Genomic DNA, 16762 nt, shown 5'->3' on the forward strand with positions numbered 1-16762 from the left:
ACCCGTAATGGAAACGATTTCCAATTTCACGGCGAATCAACACGACGACGCACGCGGACACAGCACCGCGCCGGCGCCGGAGTTGCCCCCGCGCGAGGTCCTCGACACCGCGGGCGAGCTGTTGCGCGCGCTCGCCGCCCCGTTGCGGATCGCGATCGTGCTCCAGCTGCAGCAGTCGGCGCGCTGTGTGCACGAACTGGTCGACTCGCTCGACGTGCCGCAGCCACTGGTGAGCCAGCATCTGCGGATCCTCAAGCAGGCCGGAGTGGTGTCCAGCGAGCGCGCGGGACGTGAAGTGCTTTACCAGCTGGTCGACCACCACCTGGCCCACATCGTCGCCGACGCCGTCGCCCACGCCGGCGAGGACCACCGGTGACGGGCGCGGTCCGGTCCACCCGGCAGCGTGCGGCCATCGCCGACCTGCTCAACGAGACCGACGGATTCCGCTCAGCCCAAGAGCTGCACGACGAGCTGCGCCGCCGCGGCCAGGGCATCGGACTGACCACGGTGTACCGCACCCTGCAGTCGATGGCCAACACCGGCAACGTCGACACGTTGCGCACCGACACGGGAGAGTCGGTCTACCGGCGTTGCTCCGAGGACCACCACCACCATCTGGTGTGCCGGGCCTGCGGCGCGACCGTCGAGATCTCCGGCGGCCAGGTCGAGGCCTGGGCCGCCGACGTGGCACGCGAGCACGGTTTCTCCGACGTCAGCCACACGATCGAGATCTTCGGCATGTGCCGCGGCTGCGGCGACGGGGTCAACTGACCGACTTTCCGCCATGGCGCTTCACGCAGGGACGCTAAGCCCGATCGCGGACCAGCGCGAACACGGCATCGCGGGTGAGTGGCGCCAACTCGACGTCACCGGGCGCGTGGGGGTCGATCCACGTCATCTCGTCGATCTCGGCCTGCGGCCGCGGCTCGCCGTCCAGGCTCACCCGGTAGAGCCACGCATCGACTGCGTGGCCGGGTTCATTGGCGGCGGGTGCGGTGAAGTGGCCGAGTTCTTCGGCCGCCGGAACATCAAAACCGACCCCGAGCTCCTCGCGAACCTCCCGGGCCAACGCTTCGATCGGCTGCTCCCCCGGCTCGATCTTGCCGCCGGGCTGCATGAACGCCGTCGTACCGCGCTTACGGACCAGGAGCAGCCGGTCGTCCTCACCGAGCACCACGGCCGCGACGATGCGGATGACCGGCCCGCTCACGACATCAGGTCCCGACGCACGTCGGCGCCGGTGGCCAGCACCATCAGGATCAGGGTGCGCAACGCGTCGTCGGTGAGCCCGGCCGCCGGAAAGTTGTAGCGCAGCATCACGTCGGCCACCTTCTTGGCCGGCCGCTTACGTGCCGCACCTTTGGGCGTCGCGCCGTTGGTCGGAGTGTCGACCAGCTTCTCCACCAACACCACCGTGCCCAGCATGGTCTTGCTGGCATGCTCGGACACCCGCTCGCGAATCTTGTTGTTCAGCGGCAGATCCCACGCCAACGGCTGCGTCAGCGAGACCATCTCCAGGTCCTCGGCGATGGCTACCACCCGCACCGAGGCCACCGAACCGTCGACCGTCACGGTCAGCGCGTCGTCGTCTTCCTCGACGACGGACATCACCTCGCCGAGCGCCGAGGACAACTGCTGCAGGAGGCCGGGCATGTCAGGCCCTGCCGAAGCGACGGTTGCGGTTCACGTACTCCTCGCAGGCGGCCCACAGGTCGCGCCGGTCGTAGTCCGGCCACAGCTTGTCCTGGAACACGAACTCGGCGTACGCCGACTGCCACAGCAGGAAGTTGCTGGCCCGCTGCTCCCCCGACGTCCGGATGAACAGATCCACGTCGGGGATGTCGGGGCGGTGCAGATGCTTGGCGAAGGCAGCCTCGGTGATCCGGCCCGGGTTGATCTTGCCCTCGGCAGCTTCGGTGGCCAGCGCCTGCGCGGCCTCGACCAGCTCGGTGCGACCGCCGTAGTTGACGCAGTAGTTGACCGTGATGACGTCATTACCGACGGTCATCTGCTCGGCGATGTCGAACTCTTTGATGACGCTGCGCCACATCTTGGGCCGCGACCCCACCCAGCGCATGTTCACGCCCATGGCGTTCAGGTTCTCCCGGCGGCGACGCACCACTTCCCGATTGAACCCCATCAGGAACCGGACCTCTTCGGCGCTGCGCTTCCAGTTCTCGGTGGAGAAGGCGTAGACGCTCAAATGTTTGATGCCCAATTCGATCGCACCGCAGGTGATGTCGATCAGCACCGCCTCACCCATCTTGTGTCCCTCGGTGCGGCCGAGACCACGCTGGGTGGCCCACCGACCGTTGCCGTCCATCACCACGGCGACGTGATTGGGTACTTGATCCGCCGGGATGCGAGGCGCGACGGCTTTGGACGTGTGTTGTGGCGGGCGGGCGAAGCGGCCGTTGGTGCCGGCCGGAATCTCCGGGAAGACGACGGGCCAGGTCGAGGTGTCCGGAAAGACCGGATAGTCCTCAGGCGCCGGGGGCAGCTGTGGGTAGGTCTGCTTGTCCCGCTTCAAAGCCATGGGTCATATCCTGCCTGACCAGCGTGGCGCGCTGCTCGGCGACTGTCCGATCGATCCGGTACACCCGTTCGACCAGAGGCAATGTCCGCAACTGGCGCTCCAGGTGCCACTGCAGGTGCGCGGCGATCAGCCCGCTGGCCTGGCTGCGATGCGTCGATGAGGACGCCTCGGCGTACTCCCAGTCCCCCTCGTGCAGCGCCGACATGAGTTCCAGCACGGGTTGGGGCGGAGTACTGGATCCGCTGGGTCGACAGTGCACGCACACACTGCCGCCGGCCGCGACGTGAAATGCCCGGTGGGGACCCGGCGCGGCGCAACGGGCGCACTCTGTCAGGGCCGGCGCCCACCCGGCGATCGTCATCGCCCGCAGCAGATAGGAGTCGAGCACCAACTCGCGGGCCCGGCGGCCGTCGGCGACGGCCCTCAGCGCGGCCACCGTGAGCCGGTGCAGGTCGGGCATCGGTGCCCGCTCCTCCCCGGCCAGCCGCTCGGCGGTCTCCAACATCGCGCACGCACTGGTGTAGCGGCCGTAGTCACTGACGATGTCGGCGGCGAACGCGTCGATGGCCTGCACCTGGGTGACGATGTCGAGGTTGCGCCCCGGATGCAGCTGCACGTCGATATGGGCAAACGGCTCCAGCCGCGCGCCGAACTTGCTGCGGGTACGCCGAACACCCTTGGCCACCGCGCGCACCAAACCATGGTCGCGGGTGAGCAGGGTGACAATCCGGTCGGCCTCGCCGAGCTTGTGCTGGCGCAGCACCACCGCCCGGTCCCGGTACAGCCGCATCGTGACAGTGTCGCACCATGGCCGGACAGGTTCCGTTACGCACCGCCGATATCCTCGAAAGTGATGGCCAAATTTGCGACTTCCGACCCTTTTTCCCGCAAGCCCCCCACCCGTTTCCCCACCCTGACCAACCGGCTCTATCAACTCGCCAGCGGCGCAGTCACTTCTGAGCAACTGGTACAGGAGTCGCTGCACGCCATCACCGCGAGCCAATCCACCCTCAACGCATTCCGCGTCGTGCTGACCGAGCAGGCGCTGGCCGACGCCGCCAAGGCCGACACGGCTCGGGCAGCCGGCAAACAACTCCCGCTGTTGGGAATCCCCATCGCGGTCAAGGACGACGTCGACGTCGCCGGGGTGCCCACCCGGTTCGGCACCGACGGCTCCACCCGCGTCGCCACCGACGACGCCGAAGTGGTGCGCCGCCTGAAGGCAGCAGGCGCGGTGATCGTCGGGAAGACCAATACGTGCGAGCTCGGACAGTGGCCGTTCACCGGCGGGCCGGGGTTCGGCCATACCCGTAACCCGTGGTCGCGCAAGCACAGCCCCGGCGGATCCTCCGGCGGCAGCGCCGCGGCCGTCGCCGCGGGCCTGGTGGCCGCGGCCATCGGATCCGACGGCGCGGGCAGTGTCCGCATCCCCGCCGCGTGGACGCATCTGGTCGGCATCAAGCCGCAGCGCGGACGCATTTCCACCTGGCCTCTGCCCGAGGCGTTCAACGGCATCACCGTCAACGGGGTGCTGGCTCGCACCGTCACCGACGCGGCCCTCGTACTCGACGCCGCATCCGGTAACGCCGACGGCGATCTGCACAAGCCCGCGCCGATACAGGCCGCAGAACACGTCGGCCGCGCGCCCGGGCCGTTGCGGATCGCGATGTCGACGAAGTTCCCGTTCACCGGTTTCCGGGCCACACTGCACCCCGAGATTCGCACGGCGCTGCAAACCACCGCCGATCACCTCGGACAGCTGGGCCACACCGTGGAGGAGAAAGACCCCAACTACAGCCTGCGGATGTCCTGGGACTTCCTGGCCCGCTCCACTTCCGGCCTGCTGGACTGGTCCGACCGCCTGGGCGACGTGGTCTACGACGAGCGCACCGCCACCAACATGAGGATCGGCCGGCTGCTGTCGCAGGACGTGCTGCGCAAGGCCCGGGCACACGAGGCCGCCGTGCAGCGCCGCATCTCCTGGATCTTCAACCTCGTCGACGTCATCATCGCGCCGACCACGGCCCAACCACCGCCGCTCACACACGAATTCGACCGCCGCGGGTGGTCTGCCACCGAACGCGCCGCGATCGCCGCCTGCCCGGTGACCTGGCCGTGGAACCTGCTGGGTTGGCCGTCGATCAACGTGCCCGCCGGGTTCACCTCCGACGGGTTGCCGATCGGCATCCAACTGATGGGGCCGGCCGACAGTGAGCCGTTGCTGATCTCGCTGGCCGCCGAACTCGAGGCGATCACCGGCTGGGCCGCCGAGCAACCTGAAGTCTGGTGGACCGCCCCGTCGCAGACCGATGCATCCCAGGCTGCCGCCGCGATCAACGCGCTCGACGGATAGGCGAACTTCTGACCGGAGGTAAGAAATCGGTCGTGTAGCGTTTTGCCGGGCGATCGAACGTGTGGGCAGGGGGCAACCGCAGTGAGCTATCCGGATCCGTACTATCCGCAACAGCAACCTGCACCGGGGCCCTATCCGCCGGCTCCGCCCGGGCCGCAGGGATATGGCTACCCGCCCAACGCTTACCCGCCCAACGGTGGTTACCCACCGGCTCAGCCCTACCAGGCTTACCAACCGTACGGCGCGCAGCAGCAACCGCCGTACTACCCGTCGCCCACTGCCCCTCCGTCCACAGCTGAGCGTGACAACGGCACTACCTGGCAGATCCTCGATGGCCTGTTGTTCCTGTTCAACGGCCGCTCGATGCGGAGCCTCGGCAGAAATCCACGGGAACGGGTCGTCGCCTGGCTGGCGATTGTGGGCATCACTCTCGCCGGAATCGCGATCATGGTGCTGGTTATCGTGTTGGCGAGCAGATAGCGACGACCGCTGAGCCGATCAGAAGCCCAGTCGGCCCAGCTGCTTCGGATCGCGCTGCCAGTTCTTGGCAATCTTTACCCGCAGGTCGAGATAAACCTTTGTGCCGAGCAGCTTTTCGATCTGGGTGCGCGCGGCTGTGCCGACTTCGCGCAGTCGCGCTCCGCCCTTGCCGATCACGATGCCCTTCTGGCTGTCGCGCTCGACGTACAGGATCGCGTGTACATCAACGAGGGGGTTCAGATCGTCACGGCCTTCTCTCTCTTCGACCTCCTCGATGACAACAGCCAGCGAGTGCGGCAGCTCGTCGCGCACGCCTTCCAGTGCTGCCTCGCGGATGAGCTCGGCCATCAACACTTCCTCGGGCTCGTCGGTGAGCTCGCCGTCGGGGTAATAGGCAGGCCCCGGCGGCAGTTTGGAGACGAGGACATCGGTGAGCACATCGAGTTGTTCGCCCGCGGTGGCCGAGACCGGCACGATGTCGGCATCCGGTCCCAGGAGTTCGCTGACGGCCATCAGCTGTTCGGCGACGCGATCCTTGGGCACCTTGTCGATCTTGGTGACGACGGCAATCAGGGTGGTCCTCGGCGCCACCGCGCGGATCTGCTGATAGATCCAGCGGTCCCCTGGGCCGATGCGCTCATCGGCGGGGATGCACAGACCGATCACGTCGACCTCGGAGTAGGTGTCCTTGACCAGGTCGTTGAGCCGTTGCCCGAGCAGGGTGCGTGGACGGTGCAGACCGGGGGTGTCGACCAGGATGATCTGGAAGTCGTCGCGGTGCACGATGCCGCGGATGGTGTGACGGGTGGTCTGCGGCCGGTTCGAGGTGATCGCGACCTTCTGGCCCACCAACGCATTGGTCAGCGTCGACTTGCCGGTGTTGGGCCGGCCGACGAAACAGACGAAGCCGGAACGGAATTCGCTCATACCGGAGTTCCCGCCCGATCGGTGACGATCACCGCGGCGTTCGCGGACAGCTCCCGCACCGCAGCGACACCTGCGTCGTCGGCGGAGCCGCCGACCAGCACCGCGGCCTCGATTCCGGTGGCACCGCTGGACACTGCGGCGGCCACTGCCGCCTGCAGGGCGGTCAACTGCATCGCCGCGAGGGTCACCGGGGCGCCGGCGTAGGTGCGACCGTCCTGGTCGCGCACCGCCGCGCCGGTGGGAGCCTCGGCGCGGCCCATCGCGCCGCGGGCCAGCACGACGAGCTTGTTGTCTTCTGCGTCAAGCTCACTCATGGCTATCTCGGGTCTCCTGTTTCTCGGATTCAGCTGGGCTGACCAGAACTGTGCCGATCCGCACCCGACCACGGTGGTCGGAACCGCCCTCGGCGCGCAACCGTAGACCGTCCCAGGTGACTTCGGCGCCGGGCAGCGGCACCCGGCCCAGCTCGAAGGCGACCAGGCCACCGACGGTGTCGACGTCGAGATCCTCGTCGGGCTCCATTTCGTAGAGCTCGCAGAGGTCTTCGAGCGGCAGCCGCGCCGACACGCGGTACCGGTGCTCACCGAGGTCCTCCACCGGAACGACCTCGCCGGCGTCGTACTCGTCGACGATCTCGCCCACGATCTCTTCGAGCACATCCTCGATGGTGACCAGACCGGCGATCGCGCCGTACTCGTCGACGAGCAGCGCCATGTGGTTGCGGTCGAGCTGCATCTCCTTGAGCAGTTCGTCGAGCGGCTTGGAGTCCGGGACGAACACCGCCGGACGCATCACTTGTGCCACATTGGTGTCACGACCGCCGTTGGTCGAGTAATAGGTCTGCTGGACAAGGTCTTTCAGGTAGACGACGCCGACGATGTCGTCGACGTTCTCACCGATCACCGGGATGCGGGAATGCCCGCTGCGGACCGCCAACGACGTCGCTTGGCCTGCCGACTTGTCGCTCTCGATCCACACCATCTCGGTGCGCGGCACCATGACCTCACGGGCCGGGGTGTCGCCGAGTTCGAACACCGACTGGATCATCCGGCGTTCCTCGTCGGCGACGACGCCGCGCTGCTGGGCCAGGTCGACGACCTCGCGCAACTCGATCTCGGAGGCGAACGGGCCGTTGCGGAAACCGCGGCCGGGAGTCAGGGCGTTGCCGATCAACACCAGAAGGCGGCTGATCGGCGTGAGCAGCACCGAGATCGCCTGCAGCGGCAAGGCCGACATCAGCGCGATGGAGTAGGCGTTCTGCCTGCCGACCGTGCGCGGGCCGACGCCGATGGCCACGAAACTCGTCACCACCATGATCGCGGCCGAAGCCACCAGACCCCATCCGACACCGAGATGCCCGTCCAGGAAGGAAGCCAACAGCACGGTCGCGGTGATCTCGCACGTGATCCGTAGCAGTACAACGAGATTGATGTAGCGAGGCCGTTCGGCGACCACCCGGCTGAGCCGGGCCGCACCCGGACGTTCCTCACGGACCAGTTCTTCGATGCGCGCGATCGACACGGTCGAGAGGGCGGCGTCGATGGCGGCGAACAGGCCGCCGAACGCGACCAGCACCACGGCACCGAGCAGCGGAAGTAAGCCCGTCACGGTTCGTCGAAATATCGGGACTTGTCGAGCAGGCGCTGGTCTTTCTCGCTCTGCCGGTCGGCGTGGTACGCCTCCACCTGATCAGCCACCCATTCCTCGAGAAGCTGACGCTGCAGCGCGAACATCTCTTTTTCCTCGTCCGGCTCGGCGTGGTCGTAGCCGAGCAGATGCAGCACGCCGTGCACGGTCAGCAGGGCCAACTCCTGACCGAGCGAGTGCCCGGCCTTGGCCGCCTGTTGCTCGGCGAACTCCGGGCACAAGACGATGTCGCCGAGCATGGCCGGACCCGGCTCGGGCGCATCCGGCCGACCCCCGGGCTCCAGCTCATCCATCGGAAAACTCATCACATCGGTCGGACCGGGCAGGTCCATCCAGCGCATGTGCAGGTCGGCCATCGCCGCACTGTCCAGCAGCACCATCGACAGCTCAGCCGCCGGGTTCACGTCCATCTTGGCGATGACGAAGCGCGCGACGCTGATCAGCTCGTCCTCGGAGACATCGATGCCCGACTCGTTGGATACCTCGATGCTCATGATCGGCGGGGCCGTCCGTTCGATGAACGGCGTTGGGCACGGTTGAGCAATGCCGGCTCCTCATGTCGGGCGTACGCGTCGACGATCTCGGACACCAGGCGGTGCCGCACGACGTCGGCGCTGGTGAGTTCGGCGAAGTGGATGTCGTCGATACCGTCGAGGATGTTCATCGCCGCCCGCAGGCCCGAGGTGTTGCCGCCGGGCAGATCCACCTGCGTGATGTCGCCGGTGACAACGACTTTGGATCCGAACCCGAGACGGGTGAGGAACATCTTCATCTGTTCGGCGGTGGTGTTCTGCGCCTCGTCGAGGATGATGAACGCGTCATTCAACGTCCTACCACGCATGTACGCCAGCGGCGCGACCTCGATTACCCCGGCGCTCATCAGCTTCGGAATGAGCTCGGGGTCCATCATGTCGTGCAGTGCGTCGTACAGCGGCCGCAGGTACGGGTCGATCTTCTCGCTCAACGTGCCCGGCAGGAAGCCGAGGCGCTCACCGGCTTCCACCGCGGGGCGAGTCAGGATGATCCGGCTGACCTGCTTGGTCTGCAGGGCGCTGACCGCCTTGGCCATCGCCAGGTACGTCTTGCCGGTACCGGCCGGGCCGATGCCGAACACGATGGTGTGCGCATCGATGGCGTCGACGTAGCGCTTCTGATTCAGCGTTTTGGGCCGGATGGTCTTGCCGCGGCGGCTCAGGATGTCGAGCGTCAGTACCTCGGCCGGGGACTCGTCCTCGGCGCCGGTCAGGATGGCGACGCTGTGTCGCACCGCCTCGGGGGTCACCGCCTGGCCGCTGGAAGCTACGGCGATCAACTCGGCGACCACGCGCTCGGCCAGTGCCACGTCGGCCGGTTCGCCGGTAAAGGTGATTTCATTGCCGCGCGCATGGATATCGGCAGTCAGAAGTCTTTCGAGTGCCCGCAGATTCTCATCAGCCGAGCCGAGCAGGCCCACGATGATGTCGGGCGGAACAGTGATGCTGCTGCGGACCGATTGAGATGCGGTGGCCGACGAGTCAGCGGTCGTGTCGCGGGGCGTCACGTGGAGTTTGTGCCTGCTTTCCGTGTTTTCCTGACGGCCGGCTGCCGTCGTACTGTGGCCAGTTTACCGCTGGTCAACGACGCGCCCCAATGGTTAGGCGCGCCGACGGTGATCGGCGCTCTGAACGGCCTGCGAATCTGGCCGGTGATGTGCCCGCCAGGCCCTGTGGCGAGCGTGTCGCCTGTCCTCGCATTTCCGCCTTTGGAGCACAACAGGCTGCACATTCGTCACAGTGCTCAGCGATGCCTATATGAACTCCGGACGTTCCTATCAGCCTGCAAACGCATCCAGCTTGGCCTGCACCGCGTCGTTGTCCGGGCGGGCGTACGCTTTCCGCGATCCGCGCTCGTAGGAGATGAGCTGGGTACAGCGGTCGGCGGTCCCGGGGACGGTTTCCCCGCTCTTGATCACCTTGCCGGTCCTGGCCTCGCGAAACGTGATCTCGTATTCGACGGAGTAGTAGTCGACTTTGATCTTGTTCCCGTCGTCGTCGTCGACGCACTGGACGGATTTCACCTCGCTGCCCCGCTTTCGCTCCAGGCAGGCGACGACATTTATCTTGGAGAAGTCGTCGGACATTGCCGAATCGGAGGCCGAGAGCCAGATTTCATCGATGAGTCCGAGGCCCTTGAAGTAGGCGACGGCGTTGTACGGCTTGGCGTATTCCGCGGCGTTGGTGATGTGGTCGTTGTCGCACACCTGGGAGAAATCAGATGCCGACTGGGCGACCCGGTCCTGCCCCTCACCACTTACCTTGACGACCATGTAGCCCATGAATCCGACGAACGAGATGCTCACCACGGCAATGACCGCGACGATCACGATGCCGAGGCGCGATTTCTTCGGCGGCATCGGCGGACCGGCCTGAGGCCACTGCGGCGGCTGCCCGTACGAGGGCTGGCCGTAGGGCTGGCCGAATGGCCCCGAACCACCCGGCGCCCCGGGCCACTGCGGCGGTTGCGGTGGGGGCCAGTGCGGAGGCTGCTGCCCGTGCGGGGGTTGCCCGTAGGGCGGCGGACCTTGGGGCGACGGGCCCTGGGGCGGCAAACTCACGGTTGCAGCGTAATGCGAAGCCGGGCAGGCCGACAGCGCGAATTGCCCGATCACAGCGACCGTCGCCGGACTCCGCGCGAGGCAACGGTCCCGGCCCAAAGAAGTGACCGGTGGCGCCACAAACCGCTGTTACGCTCCCTCAGGCAATCTTTGGATGAGTCTCAACACAACGCTTCGGGGGAACGCAAGCATGGCGGGTGGTAAACACGGTTCGAGTAGTTCTCACCACAGCGGCGGCAACACCCACAACCGGTCCGACAGCGGAGACCACCACTCACGAGACCGCGGATCGAATCGTGGATCCGACGACGGCGGCGGGGACGGCCCGTTCAGCAAGTTCGAAGACATCAAAGATGCCGTCGATGGGGTCGGCGACATCGTCGATGACGTGAAATCGATCCTCGAAGGCGATCCGATGGGCGTGGTGGGCCTGGTGTCCGACGGTGCCCAGCTGGCCCAGAGTTTGATGCCCGCGGCCTACGCCACCCCGATCATCGAGGGCGGGTTGATCGGGCTGAACGTGATATCGAAAACGCTGGGCTTCGGCAATCCCAACTCCGGGGAGGACTTCAACGAAGGCGCCACCGGGCTCGAGTCGACCGGTCGCGGCCTCGAGCAGGCCTACCCGAGCTCGTGGGAGGGGTCAAGCTCCAGTGCTTACAGCAGCCAGAACTCGAAGCAGATCGACCGCACCTCGACGCTGATCAAGGCCGACAATCAGGTCATTTCCATCCTGAAGGCCGAGGCCGAGCAGGTCGCCAACACCCGCGACAACATGGACAACATCGCTACGTGTCTTGGCGCGGCCATTGCGCCTGCGATGGCTCTGATGGCGATCCCTATCGGCGGTGAGCCGGCGTCGCTTGCTTTCCAAGCGATCGCCGTCGGCGTCGCGACGGGCGCGGCCAGCATGACCATGAATGAGATGGTCTCCAACGCGATGAGCAACTCCAGTCAGCTGCAACAGGCCATCGCGCAATACCAGCAGGTGAGCAGCGAGGCGAAGCTGGGCGGCGGCTCGATGTCCGGCGCTCCGAGCATGCCAGGCACGGGTAATCCGAATACTTCCGGGAACGGTGACACGCCCACCGGGAGCTCGCCGGGCGGCAGCGAACCGACCGGAGGAACCCCCGCCGGTGGCGGCGGCACGTCGGGCGGTGGCACATCGGGTAGCGGAGGCGGCGGCACATCGGGGGCCGGCGGTGGCGCGTCATCCGGCGGCGGGGGCACACCCAGCAGCTCGGGAGCCGGAGCCACACCGTCGACGAGCGCGAGCTCTCCCAGCGGTGCAGCCGGCGGCGCATCGGGAAGTGGCGCGGGCGGCGGTGCCGGAATGCTGGGGTCGTTGGGATCGCTGGTCGGCCAGGTCGTCCAGGCGGCCACCCAAGCCGCCGGTCAGGCGCAACAAGCTGCCACCCAGGCCGCCCAACAAGCCGCCAGTCAGGCTCAGCAAGCCGCCGGCCAAGGCCAGGAAGGCGATCCCAACGCCGACGGCGAGAAGATTCAAACCGTCGGACGCGAGGAACCCAGCGCTGAACAGGAGGGCGCAGCCGGGGCGGGCAGCGAGGCCCCCGGTGAGCGGGCGCCGATCCACATCGCCGTTGACTTCGACGCCGAACGCCGCGTAGAGATGGACGTCCATCCCGATCAGGTCAACGGCCCGATTCATGTGAGTCTCGACCCCGCCAATCCGACTGCCCCGCCACGCATCACGCGCGAAGTTTAGGTTTGAGAGGAGCCTGATTTGTCCACGAAGTTGCAGGTTCAGACCAGTGAGGTTCGTGATCTGTCCGCCAAACAGCTTTCGGCCGCACAGGGATACGGCTCGACCGTCGGCGCCACCAGCAGCGCCAGCATGTCCGTCCTGATCAGTCACGGGGTGGTGTGTTCCGGAACCGCGATGGCCCTGTCGAGTGTGAATTCCGCCCGAGTCGCCGCGGTCACTGCGATGCAGTCGGTGTCCAGCGACCTTGCCGGAAACCTCGAGACGGCGGCGTCGTACTACGACCAGGTCGACTCGCAGGCCCAGAGCAGCATCGCTGCCCAGATGCATCCGGGTGGCAGCTGATGCCGGGTGGTTGGGACGACGACAGCGACGACGGCGGCGAGCATTTCGACGACGGCATGGATGCGCTGGACTTTGACGGGCCGGCGCACCGCGACGACGACTGGTCCGGTCTGGACGCTCTCGATGATCACGAACCCGATCATGGGACGGGCGGCGATTCCGACACCGAACTGTCCGGCTGGGACACAGCTCCCGACTACCCGGTTGCTCAAACTGACGCGGGGCCTGTCGATTTCGACGTCTACGGCCAGGAGGCCCACGGCACCGACGAGGCGGCTTCCCAGGCTCTGTTCACGGTCTCGCACCCGTCGCACCTGCTGAGCGTGACGGCGTCCATCAGTGGGGGCATCCATGCTGTCGAGCTGTCCCCCGACGCCGGCAGGATGACCGAAAGCCAACTGTCGCAGACGATCAAGGCGACCGCAGATTTGGCCAGCATGAAAGGCCGCTCGGTGCAGTACGAGCTGATCTACGAGTTGATGAGCCGCCAAGGTGTCGACAATGCCACCGTTGCCCGGTACCTGGACTACGACATCGGACTGCCCACTCCCCAACAGGCAGACGAAGCTGAGGCCGAAGCCGTGTCGGCGTATCTGCGCGCGACGCACTGAACCGGGCAGACCCCGGGGGCTAAATCGCCCAGCGTCCGGTCAGCACACCGATCGCGCCCAGCGCGACGGCTGCGGCCGTGGAGGTCCGCAGGACGCTCGGGCCCAACCGGACGGCCCTGGCTCCGGCTGCGGCGAAAGCGGCGATCTCTTCGTCGGCGATGCCGCCTTCGGGCCCGACGATCAGCATCAGTGAATCCGCCTGGGCCAGCGGCAGTTCGGCCAGTGGCTCGGTGGCGGATTCGTGCAGAGCGAGCACCACTGCACCGTCGGCCACGGCGTCGGCGACGCGCTGGGTGAGCGCAGCCGTGGACAGCACACCTTCGACCGCCGGGATGTAGGGACGACGGGACTGCCGGGCCGCGGAACGAGCCACCGCTTCCCAGCGGCGCAGGCCCTTTTCCACCTTCGGGCCCTCCCAGCGGGCCACACACCGAGTTGCCTGCCAGGCGACAAACCCGTCCGCGCCCGCCTCGGTTGCCAGCTCGACGGCCAGCTCCGAGCGATCGGACTTGGGCAGCGCCTGCACCACGGTGATGCTCGGGCGTGCGCGCGAGATGTCGACCCGCTCGATCACCCGCGCCGACAACCAGCCCTTGGCGGTGTCCTCGACGACACAGTGGGCCAGCGTTCCGGCACCGTCGCTCAGGTCTATCTGCTCGCCGGCCCGGATGCGTCGGACATTGGACGCATGAAACCCCTCGTCGCCGTCGACGACGGCGAGCTCCCCCGCGCCAGGCAGCGCGTCGACGTAGAAAAGCGCTGAGCTCACGTGGCAGCCCGCGGCGTCAGCGGCCGGTGAACGTCTCGCGCAAGCGGCTGAACAAACCGCCGGAACTCGCGGAGGCCTGCGTCGAGCGCACCTCCGCGACGTCGCGGGCCCGGTTCTCCTTCAGCTTGCGCAGCAGGTCGGTATCGGTGCTGTCCAGTCTCGACGGCACCACCACATCGATGTGGGCATGCAGGTCACCGCGGACCCCGGACCGCAGATGCGGCATACCGTGCCCGCGCAGTGTCGTCACCGCACCGGGCTGGGTACCGGCCGGAACGGTCAGTTCGGTCGGCCCGTCGAGGATCGCGTCGACGGTCACCGTGGTGCCGAGGGCGGCGTCCACCATCGGCACCGAGATCGTGCAGTGCAGGTCGTCGCCGTCGCGGACGAATGTCTCGTGCTGCTTCTCGTGGACCTCGACGTACAGATCGCCTGCCGGCCCGCCGCCGGGTCCGACCTCACCCTGCGCGGCGAGTCGCACCCGCATGCCGTCGCCGACCCCGGCCGGGATCTTGACGCTGATCTCACGGCGGGCACGCACCCGGCCGTCGCCGCCGCAGCGGTTGCACGGATCGGGGATGACCTCACCGATTCCCCCACATACGGGGCACGGACGGGTCGTCATCACCTGTCCCAGCAGCGAGCGCTGCACGGTCTGGATCTCGCCGCGGCCGTCGCAGGTGTCGCAGGCGACCGGCTTGGAATTGCCGTTGGTGCCCTTGCCCTGACACAGATCGCACAGCACCGCGGTGTCCACGGCCACCTGCTTGGTCACGCCGGTGGCGCACTCCGCGAGGTCCAACCGCATGCGCAGCAGTGAATCGGCGCCGGGACGGACCCGGCCGATCGGTCCGCGCGACGAGGTTCCGCCACCGAAGAACGCCTCGAACACGTCGCCGAGCCCACCGAACCCGCTGAACCCACCGGGCGCGCCGCCGACCGACTCCATCGGGTCGCCGCCCATGTCCACGATGCGGCGTTTCTCCGGATCCGACAGCACCTCATAGGCGACCTGGATCTCGGTGAACCGGCTCTGGGCTTCCTCGTCGGGATTGACGTCGGGATGCAGCTCACGCGCCAATCGCCGATAGGCACGTTTGATCTCTGAATCGCTCGCGCCTTTGCTCACTCCGAGCAAGCCGTAATAATCGCGTGCCACGCTGACCTTGCCTGACCTTTCTGTGCCGGATCGACCGGCTGCCTTACCGAGTACCTAGGACTTCGCCGATATAGAGAGCAACCGCCGCGACATTGGCGATCGTTCCCGGGTAGTCCATTCGGGTGGGACCGACCACACCCATTCCGCCGTACACCTTGCCCGAGCTGCCGTACGTGGTGCTCACCACCGACGTCCCCAGCATCTGCTCGGCCTCGGTCTCATGACCGATCCGCACGGTTACCTTGCCCGCTTCCTGCTGGGCCGCCAACAGCCGCAGTACCACCACCTGCTCTTCGAGCGCCTCCAGCACCGACCGCAGCGATCCGCCGAAATCGGCGGTGTTGCGGGTCAGGTTGGCGGTGCCACCCAGCAGCAGTCGCTCTTCGGTGTGCTCGACGAGCGTCTCCACCAGAACTGTCGCCGAGCGGCCGACGGCATCCGCCAGTGCGCCGTGGCCGTTGAGGTGAGTGGCCAGATCGCTCACTGCGATCGACGCCGCTGTGAGTGGCTTGCCCTCCAGCGCCTGCCCCAGCATCTCGCGGAGTTTCGACAACTCATGCTCGTCGATGGCATCACCGAGCTCCACGATGCGCTGATCCACCCGGCCCGAATCGGTGATGACCACCAGCAGCAACCGGGCCGGCGTCAGTGCCACCACCTCGAGGTGACGCACGGACGAGGTGGAAAGCGTCGGGTACTGCACGATCGCGACCTGCCGGGTCAGCTGCGCCAGCAGCCGCACCGCGCGCCGCAGCACATCGTCGAGGTCGACCCCGGACTCCAGGAAGGACAAGATCGCCCGGCGCTCCGATGAAGACAGCGGCTTGACGTTGTCGATCCGGTCGACGAACTCGCGGTAGCCCTTCTCGGTGGGCACCCGGCCCGAGCTCGTGTGCGGCTGGGTGATGTAGCCCTCGGCTTCGAGCACCGCCATGTCATTGCGGACCGTGGCGCTCGATACGCCGAGGTTGTGACGGTCCACCAGAGTCTTGGAGCCGATCGGCTCCTTGGTGGCCACGAAGTCGGCGACGATGGCCCGTAGCACCTCGAAACGACGCTCGTCGGCACTCCCCACCTGTTCACCTACCCTTCGCAGCAGCGACGTGTGCATTTAGCTCGGTTCATTTTACTGACCAGCAGCAGGTTTACCGATTCTGCGGTGACAGGTCCACACCAGCACGCCGGGCGACACCGGCGCGGGCGCTTACCCACAAGCGTATTAACCTAGGCAACTATGCCGATGGCAACACCGCGCGCTACTGCGACGGAGGCGGGCCGGCGATGATCTTCAAGGGCGTCCAAGAGGGCAAACCGTACCCGGAGCACGGGCTCTCCCACCGGGACTGGTCCCGCATCCCGCCGCGGCAGCTGCGCCTCGATGAGCTGGTCACGACCACCACGGTGCTCGCTCTCGACCGGCTGCTGTCCGAAGACTCGACCTTCTACGGCGACCTGTTTCCGCACGCGGTGAAGTGGCGCGGCGACATCTACCTGGAGGACGGGCTGCACCGGGCCGTGCGTTCGGCGCTGCGGAACCGCACCATCCTGCATGCCCGGTTGTTCGACATGGACGCGCTCGCCCCGACCCCGGCGTGACCCGCCGGCGGTCTCGGTCGGCT

21 protein-coding genes are annotated in these 16762 nt (G+C 67.0%); 8 read left to right on the forward strand and 13 right to left on the reverse strand.

Annotated features, from left to right (window positions below; translation table 11 throughout):
* Positions 1-7: 7 nt before the first annotated feature.
* Both AC4ELS_RS28950 and AC4ELS_RS28955 read left to right on the forward strand, forming a co-directional pair.
* A complete protein-coding gene (locus AC4ELS_RS28950; RefSeq protein WP_064877901.1) occupies positions 8-376 on the forward strand; it encodes an ArsR/SmtB family transcription factor in 369 nt (122 codons plus the stop codon).
* Positions 373-771, forward strand: a complete 399-nt coding sequence (locus AC4ELS_RS28955; protein ID WP_064877899.1) for a Fur family transcriptional regulator — start codon at positions 373-375, stop codon at positions 769-771. The genes AC4ELS_RS28950 and AC4ELS_RS28955 overlap by 4 nt, the downstream gene beginning before the upstream one ends.
* Positions 772-805: 34 nt before the next feature.
* Here the strand turns inward: AC4ELS_RS28955 and AC4ELS_RS28960 are convergent, their stop codons facing one another.
* The 4 genes from AC4ELS_RS28960 to recO are packed head-to-tail and all read right to left on the reverse strand — an operon-like array spanning position 806 to position 3326.
* A complete protein-coding gene (locus AC4ELS_RS28960; protein ID WP_448443451.1) occupies positions 806-1210 on the reverse strand; it encodes an NUDIX hydrolase in 405 nt (134 codons plus the stop codon).
* Entirely contained in the window at positions 1207-1653 is a 447-nt protein-coding gene (locus AC4ELS_RS28965) for a hypothetical protein (RefSeq protein WP_064877895.1), read from the reverse strand. The genes AC4ELS_RS28960 and AC4ELS_RS28965 overlap by 4 nt, the downstream gene beginning before the upstream one ends.
* Position 1654: 1 nt before the next feature.
* A complete protein-coding gene (locus AC4ELS_RS28970) occupies positions 1655-2536 on the reverse strand; it encodes a decaprenyl diphosphate synthase (RefSeq protein WP_064877893.1) in 882 nt (293 codons plus the stop codon).
* Positions 2484-3326, reverse strand: a complete 843-nt coding sequence (gene recO / locus AC4ELS_RS28975; protein WP_064877968.1) for a DNA repair protein RecO — start codon at positions 3324-3326, stop codon at positions 2484-2486. The genes AC4ELS_RS28970 and recO overlap by 53 nt, the downstream gene beginning before the upstream one ends.
* A 63-nt stretch (positions 3327-3389) precedes the next feature.
* On the opposite strand from recO, the gene AC4ELS_RS28980 reads away from it, so the two are divergent.
* Positions 3390-4889, forward strand: a complete 1500-nt coding sequence (locus tag AC4ELS_RS28980; RefSeq protein ID WP_499050405.1) for an amidase — start codon at positions 3390-3392, stop codon at positions 4887-4889.
* 81 nt (positions 4890-4970) lie between these two features.
* The gene (locus AC4ELS_RS28985; protein WP_448443457.1) at positions 4971-5369 is read left to right on the forward strand and encodes a hypothetical protein; all 399 of its coding nucleotides are present in this window, start codon (positions 4971-4973) and stop codon (positions 5367-5369) included.
* Between the two features lie 18 nt (positions 5370-5387).
* Here AC4ELS_RS28985 and era read toward each other — a convergent pair whose 3' ends face one another.
* The 6 genes from era to AC4ELS_RS29015 all read right to left on the reverse strand — a co-directional run bounded on the left by era (position 5388) and on the right by AC4ELS_RS29015 (position 10536).
* Positions 5388-6296 carry a GTPase Era gene (era, locus tag AC4ELS_RS28990; RefSeq protein WP_448443459.1) on the reverse strand — a complete coding sequence of 303 codons (909 nt, stop codon included), beginning with the start codon at positions 6294-6296 and terminating at the stop codon, positions 5388-5390.
* Complete coding sequence (locus AC4ELS_RS28995; RefSeq protein WP_499050409.1) at positions 6293-6610, reverse strand: cytidine deaminase-like protein; 318 nt, start codon at positions 6608-6610, stop codon at positions 6293-6295. The genes era and AC4ELS_RS28995 overlap by 4 nt, the downstream gene beginning before the upstream one ends.
* Positions 6603-7904, reverse strand: a complete 1302-nt coding sequence (locus tag AC4ELS_RS29000; protein WP_064877889.1) for a hemolysin family protein — start codon at positions 7902-7904, stop codon at positions 6603-6605. The genes AC4ELS_RS28995 and AC4ELS_RS29000 overlap by 8 nt, the downstream gene beginning before the upstream one ends.
* Positions 7901-8437, reverse strand: a complete 537-nt coding sequence (gene ybeY, locus AC4ELS_RS29005) for an rRNA maturation RNase YbeY (RefSeq protein WP_055115434.1) — start codon at positions 8435-8437, stop codon at positions 7901-7903. Before ybeY ends, AC4ELS_RS29000 begins: the two co-directional genes overlap by 4 nt.
* Positions 8434-9483, reverse strand: a complete 1050-nt coding sequence (locus AC4ELS_RS29010) for a PhoH family protein (RefSeq protein WP_499050411.1) — start codon at positions 9481-9483, stop codon at positions 8434-8436. The genes ybeY and AC4ELS_RS29010 overlap by 4 nt, the downstream gene beginning before the upstream one ends.
* Positions 9484-9753: 270 nt before the next feature.
* On the reverse strand, positions 9754-10536 hold the full coding sequence (locus AC4ELS_RS29015; protein WP_499050414.1) for a hypothetical protein: 783 nt from the start codon (positions 10534-10536) through the stop codon (positions 9754-9756).
* Between the two features lie 190 nt (positions 10537-10726).
* Between AC4ELS_RS29015 and AC4ELS_RS29020 the strand changes: the two genes are divergently transcribed.
* Genes AC4ELS_RS29020 through AC4ELS_RS29030 form a run of 3 tightly spaced genes read left to right on the forward strand, consistent with a single transcriptional unit; the run spans position 10727 to position 13215 of the window.
* Complete coding sequence (locus AC4ELS_RS29020) at positions 10727-12262, forward strand: EspA/EspE family type VII secretion system effector (RefSeq protein ID WP_463791388.1); 1536 nt, start codon at positions 10727-10729, stop codon at positions 12260-12262.
* A gap of 18 nt (positions 12263-12280) precedes the next feature.
* The gene (locus tag AC4ELS_RS29025; protein WP_463791389.1) at positions 12281-12604 is read left to right on the forward strand and encodes a type VII secretion target; all 324 of its coding nucleotides are present in this window, start codon (positions 12281-12283) and stop codon (positions 12602-12604) included.
* Positions 12604-13215, forward strand: coding sequence for a hypothetical protein (locus AC4ELS_RS29030; RefSeq protein WP_499050418.1), 612 nt, complete (start codon positions 12604-12606; stop codon positions 13213-13215). Before AC4ELS_RS29025 ends, AC4ELS_RS29030 begins: the two co-directional genes overlap by 1 nt.
* 19 nt (positions 13216-13234) lie before the next feature.
* Here AC4ELS_RS29030 and AC4ELS_RS29035 read toward each other — a convergent pair whose 3' ends face one another.
* From AC4ELS_RS29035 to hrcA, 3 genes are read right to left on the reverse strand one after another with little or no spacing between them, the layout of a single operon-like run.
* A complete protein-coding gene (locus AC4ELS_RS29035) occupies positions 13235-13984 on the reverse strand; it encodes a 16S rRNA (uracil(1498)-N(3))-methyltransferase (RefSeq protein ID WP_499050421.1) in 750 nt (249 codons plus the stop codon).
* 16 nt (positions 13985-14000) lie between these two features.
* Entirely contained in the window at positions 14001-15143 is a 1143-nt protein-coding gene (gene dnaJ / locus AC4ELS_RS29040; RefSeq protein ID WP_064877883.1) for a molecular chaperone DnaJ, read from the reverse strand.
* A gap of 43 nt (positions 15144-15186) precedes the next feature.
* Positions 15187-16218, reverse strand: coding sequence for a heat-inducible transcriptional repressor HrcA (gene hrcA / locus AC4ELS_RS29045; protein ID WP_064877965.1), 1032 nt, complete (start codon positions 16216-16218; stop codon positions 15187-15189).
* 206 nt (positions 16219-16424) lie between these two features.
* Here hrcA and AC4ELS_RS29050 point away from each other — a divergent pair, with 206 nt between their 5' ends.
* Positions 16425-16739, forward strand: coding sequence for a type II toxin-antitoxin system VapB family antitoxin (locus tag AC4ELS_RS29050; RefSeq protein WP_064877881.1), 315 nt, complete (start codon positions 16425-16427; stop codon positions 16737-16739).
* Positions 16740-16762 lie beyond the last annotated feature (23 nt).

Source organism: Mycobacterium shunyiense (assembly GCF_058270035.1).

What these genes read in the sequence shown, in the direction of transcription:
- AC4ELS_RS28950 (WP_064877901.1), top strand. Translation starts at nt 8, where the DNA reads ATGGAAACGATTTCCAATTTCACGGCGAATCAACACGACGACGCACGC.
- AC4ELS_RS28965 (WP_064877895.1), bottom strand. Translation starts at nt 1,653, where the DNA reads ATGCCCGGCCTCCTGCAGCAGTTGTCCTCGGCGCTCGGCGAGGTGATG.
- AC4ELS_RS28970 (WP_064877893.1), bottom strand. Translation starts at nt 2,536, where the DNA reads ATGGCTTTGAAGCGGGACAAGCAGACCTACCCACAGCTGCCCCCGGCG.
- recO (WP_064877968.1), bottom strand. Translation starts at nt 3,326, where the DNA reads ATGCGGCTGTACCGGGACCGGGCGGTGGTGCTGCGCCAGCACAAGCTC.
- AC4ELS_RS28980 (WP_499050405.1), top strand. Translation starts at nt 3,390, where the DNA reads ATGGCCAAATTTGCGACTTCCGACCCTTTTTCCCGCAAGCCCCCCACC.
- era (WP_448443459.1), bottom strand. Translation starts at nt 6,296, where the DNA reads ATGAGCGAATTCCGTTCCGGCTTCGTCTGTTTCGTCGGCCGGCCCAAC.
- AC4ELS_RS28995 (WP_499050409.1), bottom strand. Translation starts at nt 6,610, where the DNA reads ATGAGTGAGCTTGACGCAGAAGACAACAAGCTCGTCGTGCTGGCCCGC.
- ybeY (WP_055115434.1), bottom strand. Translation starts at nt 8,437, where the DNA reads ATGAGCATCGAGGTATCCAACGAGTCGGGCATCGATGTCTCCGAGGAC.
- AC4ELS_RS29020 (WP_463791388.1), top strand. Translation starts at nt 10,727, where the DNA reads ATGGCGGGTGGTAAACACGGTTCGAGTAGTTCTCACCACAGCGGCGGC.
- AC4ELS_RS29030 (WP_499050418.1), top strand. Translation starts at nt 12,604, where the DNA reads ATGCCGGGTGGTTGGGACGACGACAGCGACGACGGCGGCGAGCATTTC.
- AC4ELS_RS29050 (WP_064877881.1), top strand. Translation starts at nt 16,425, where the DNA reads ATGATCTTCAAGGGCGTCCAAGAGGGCAAACCGTACCCGGAGCACGGG.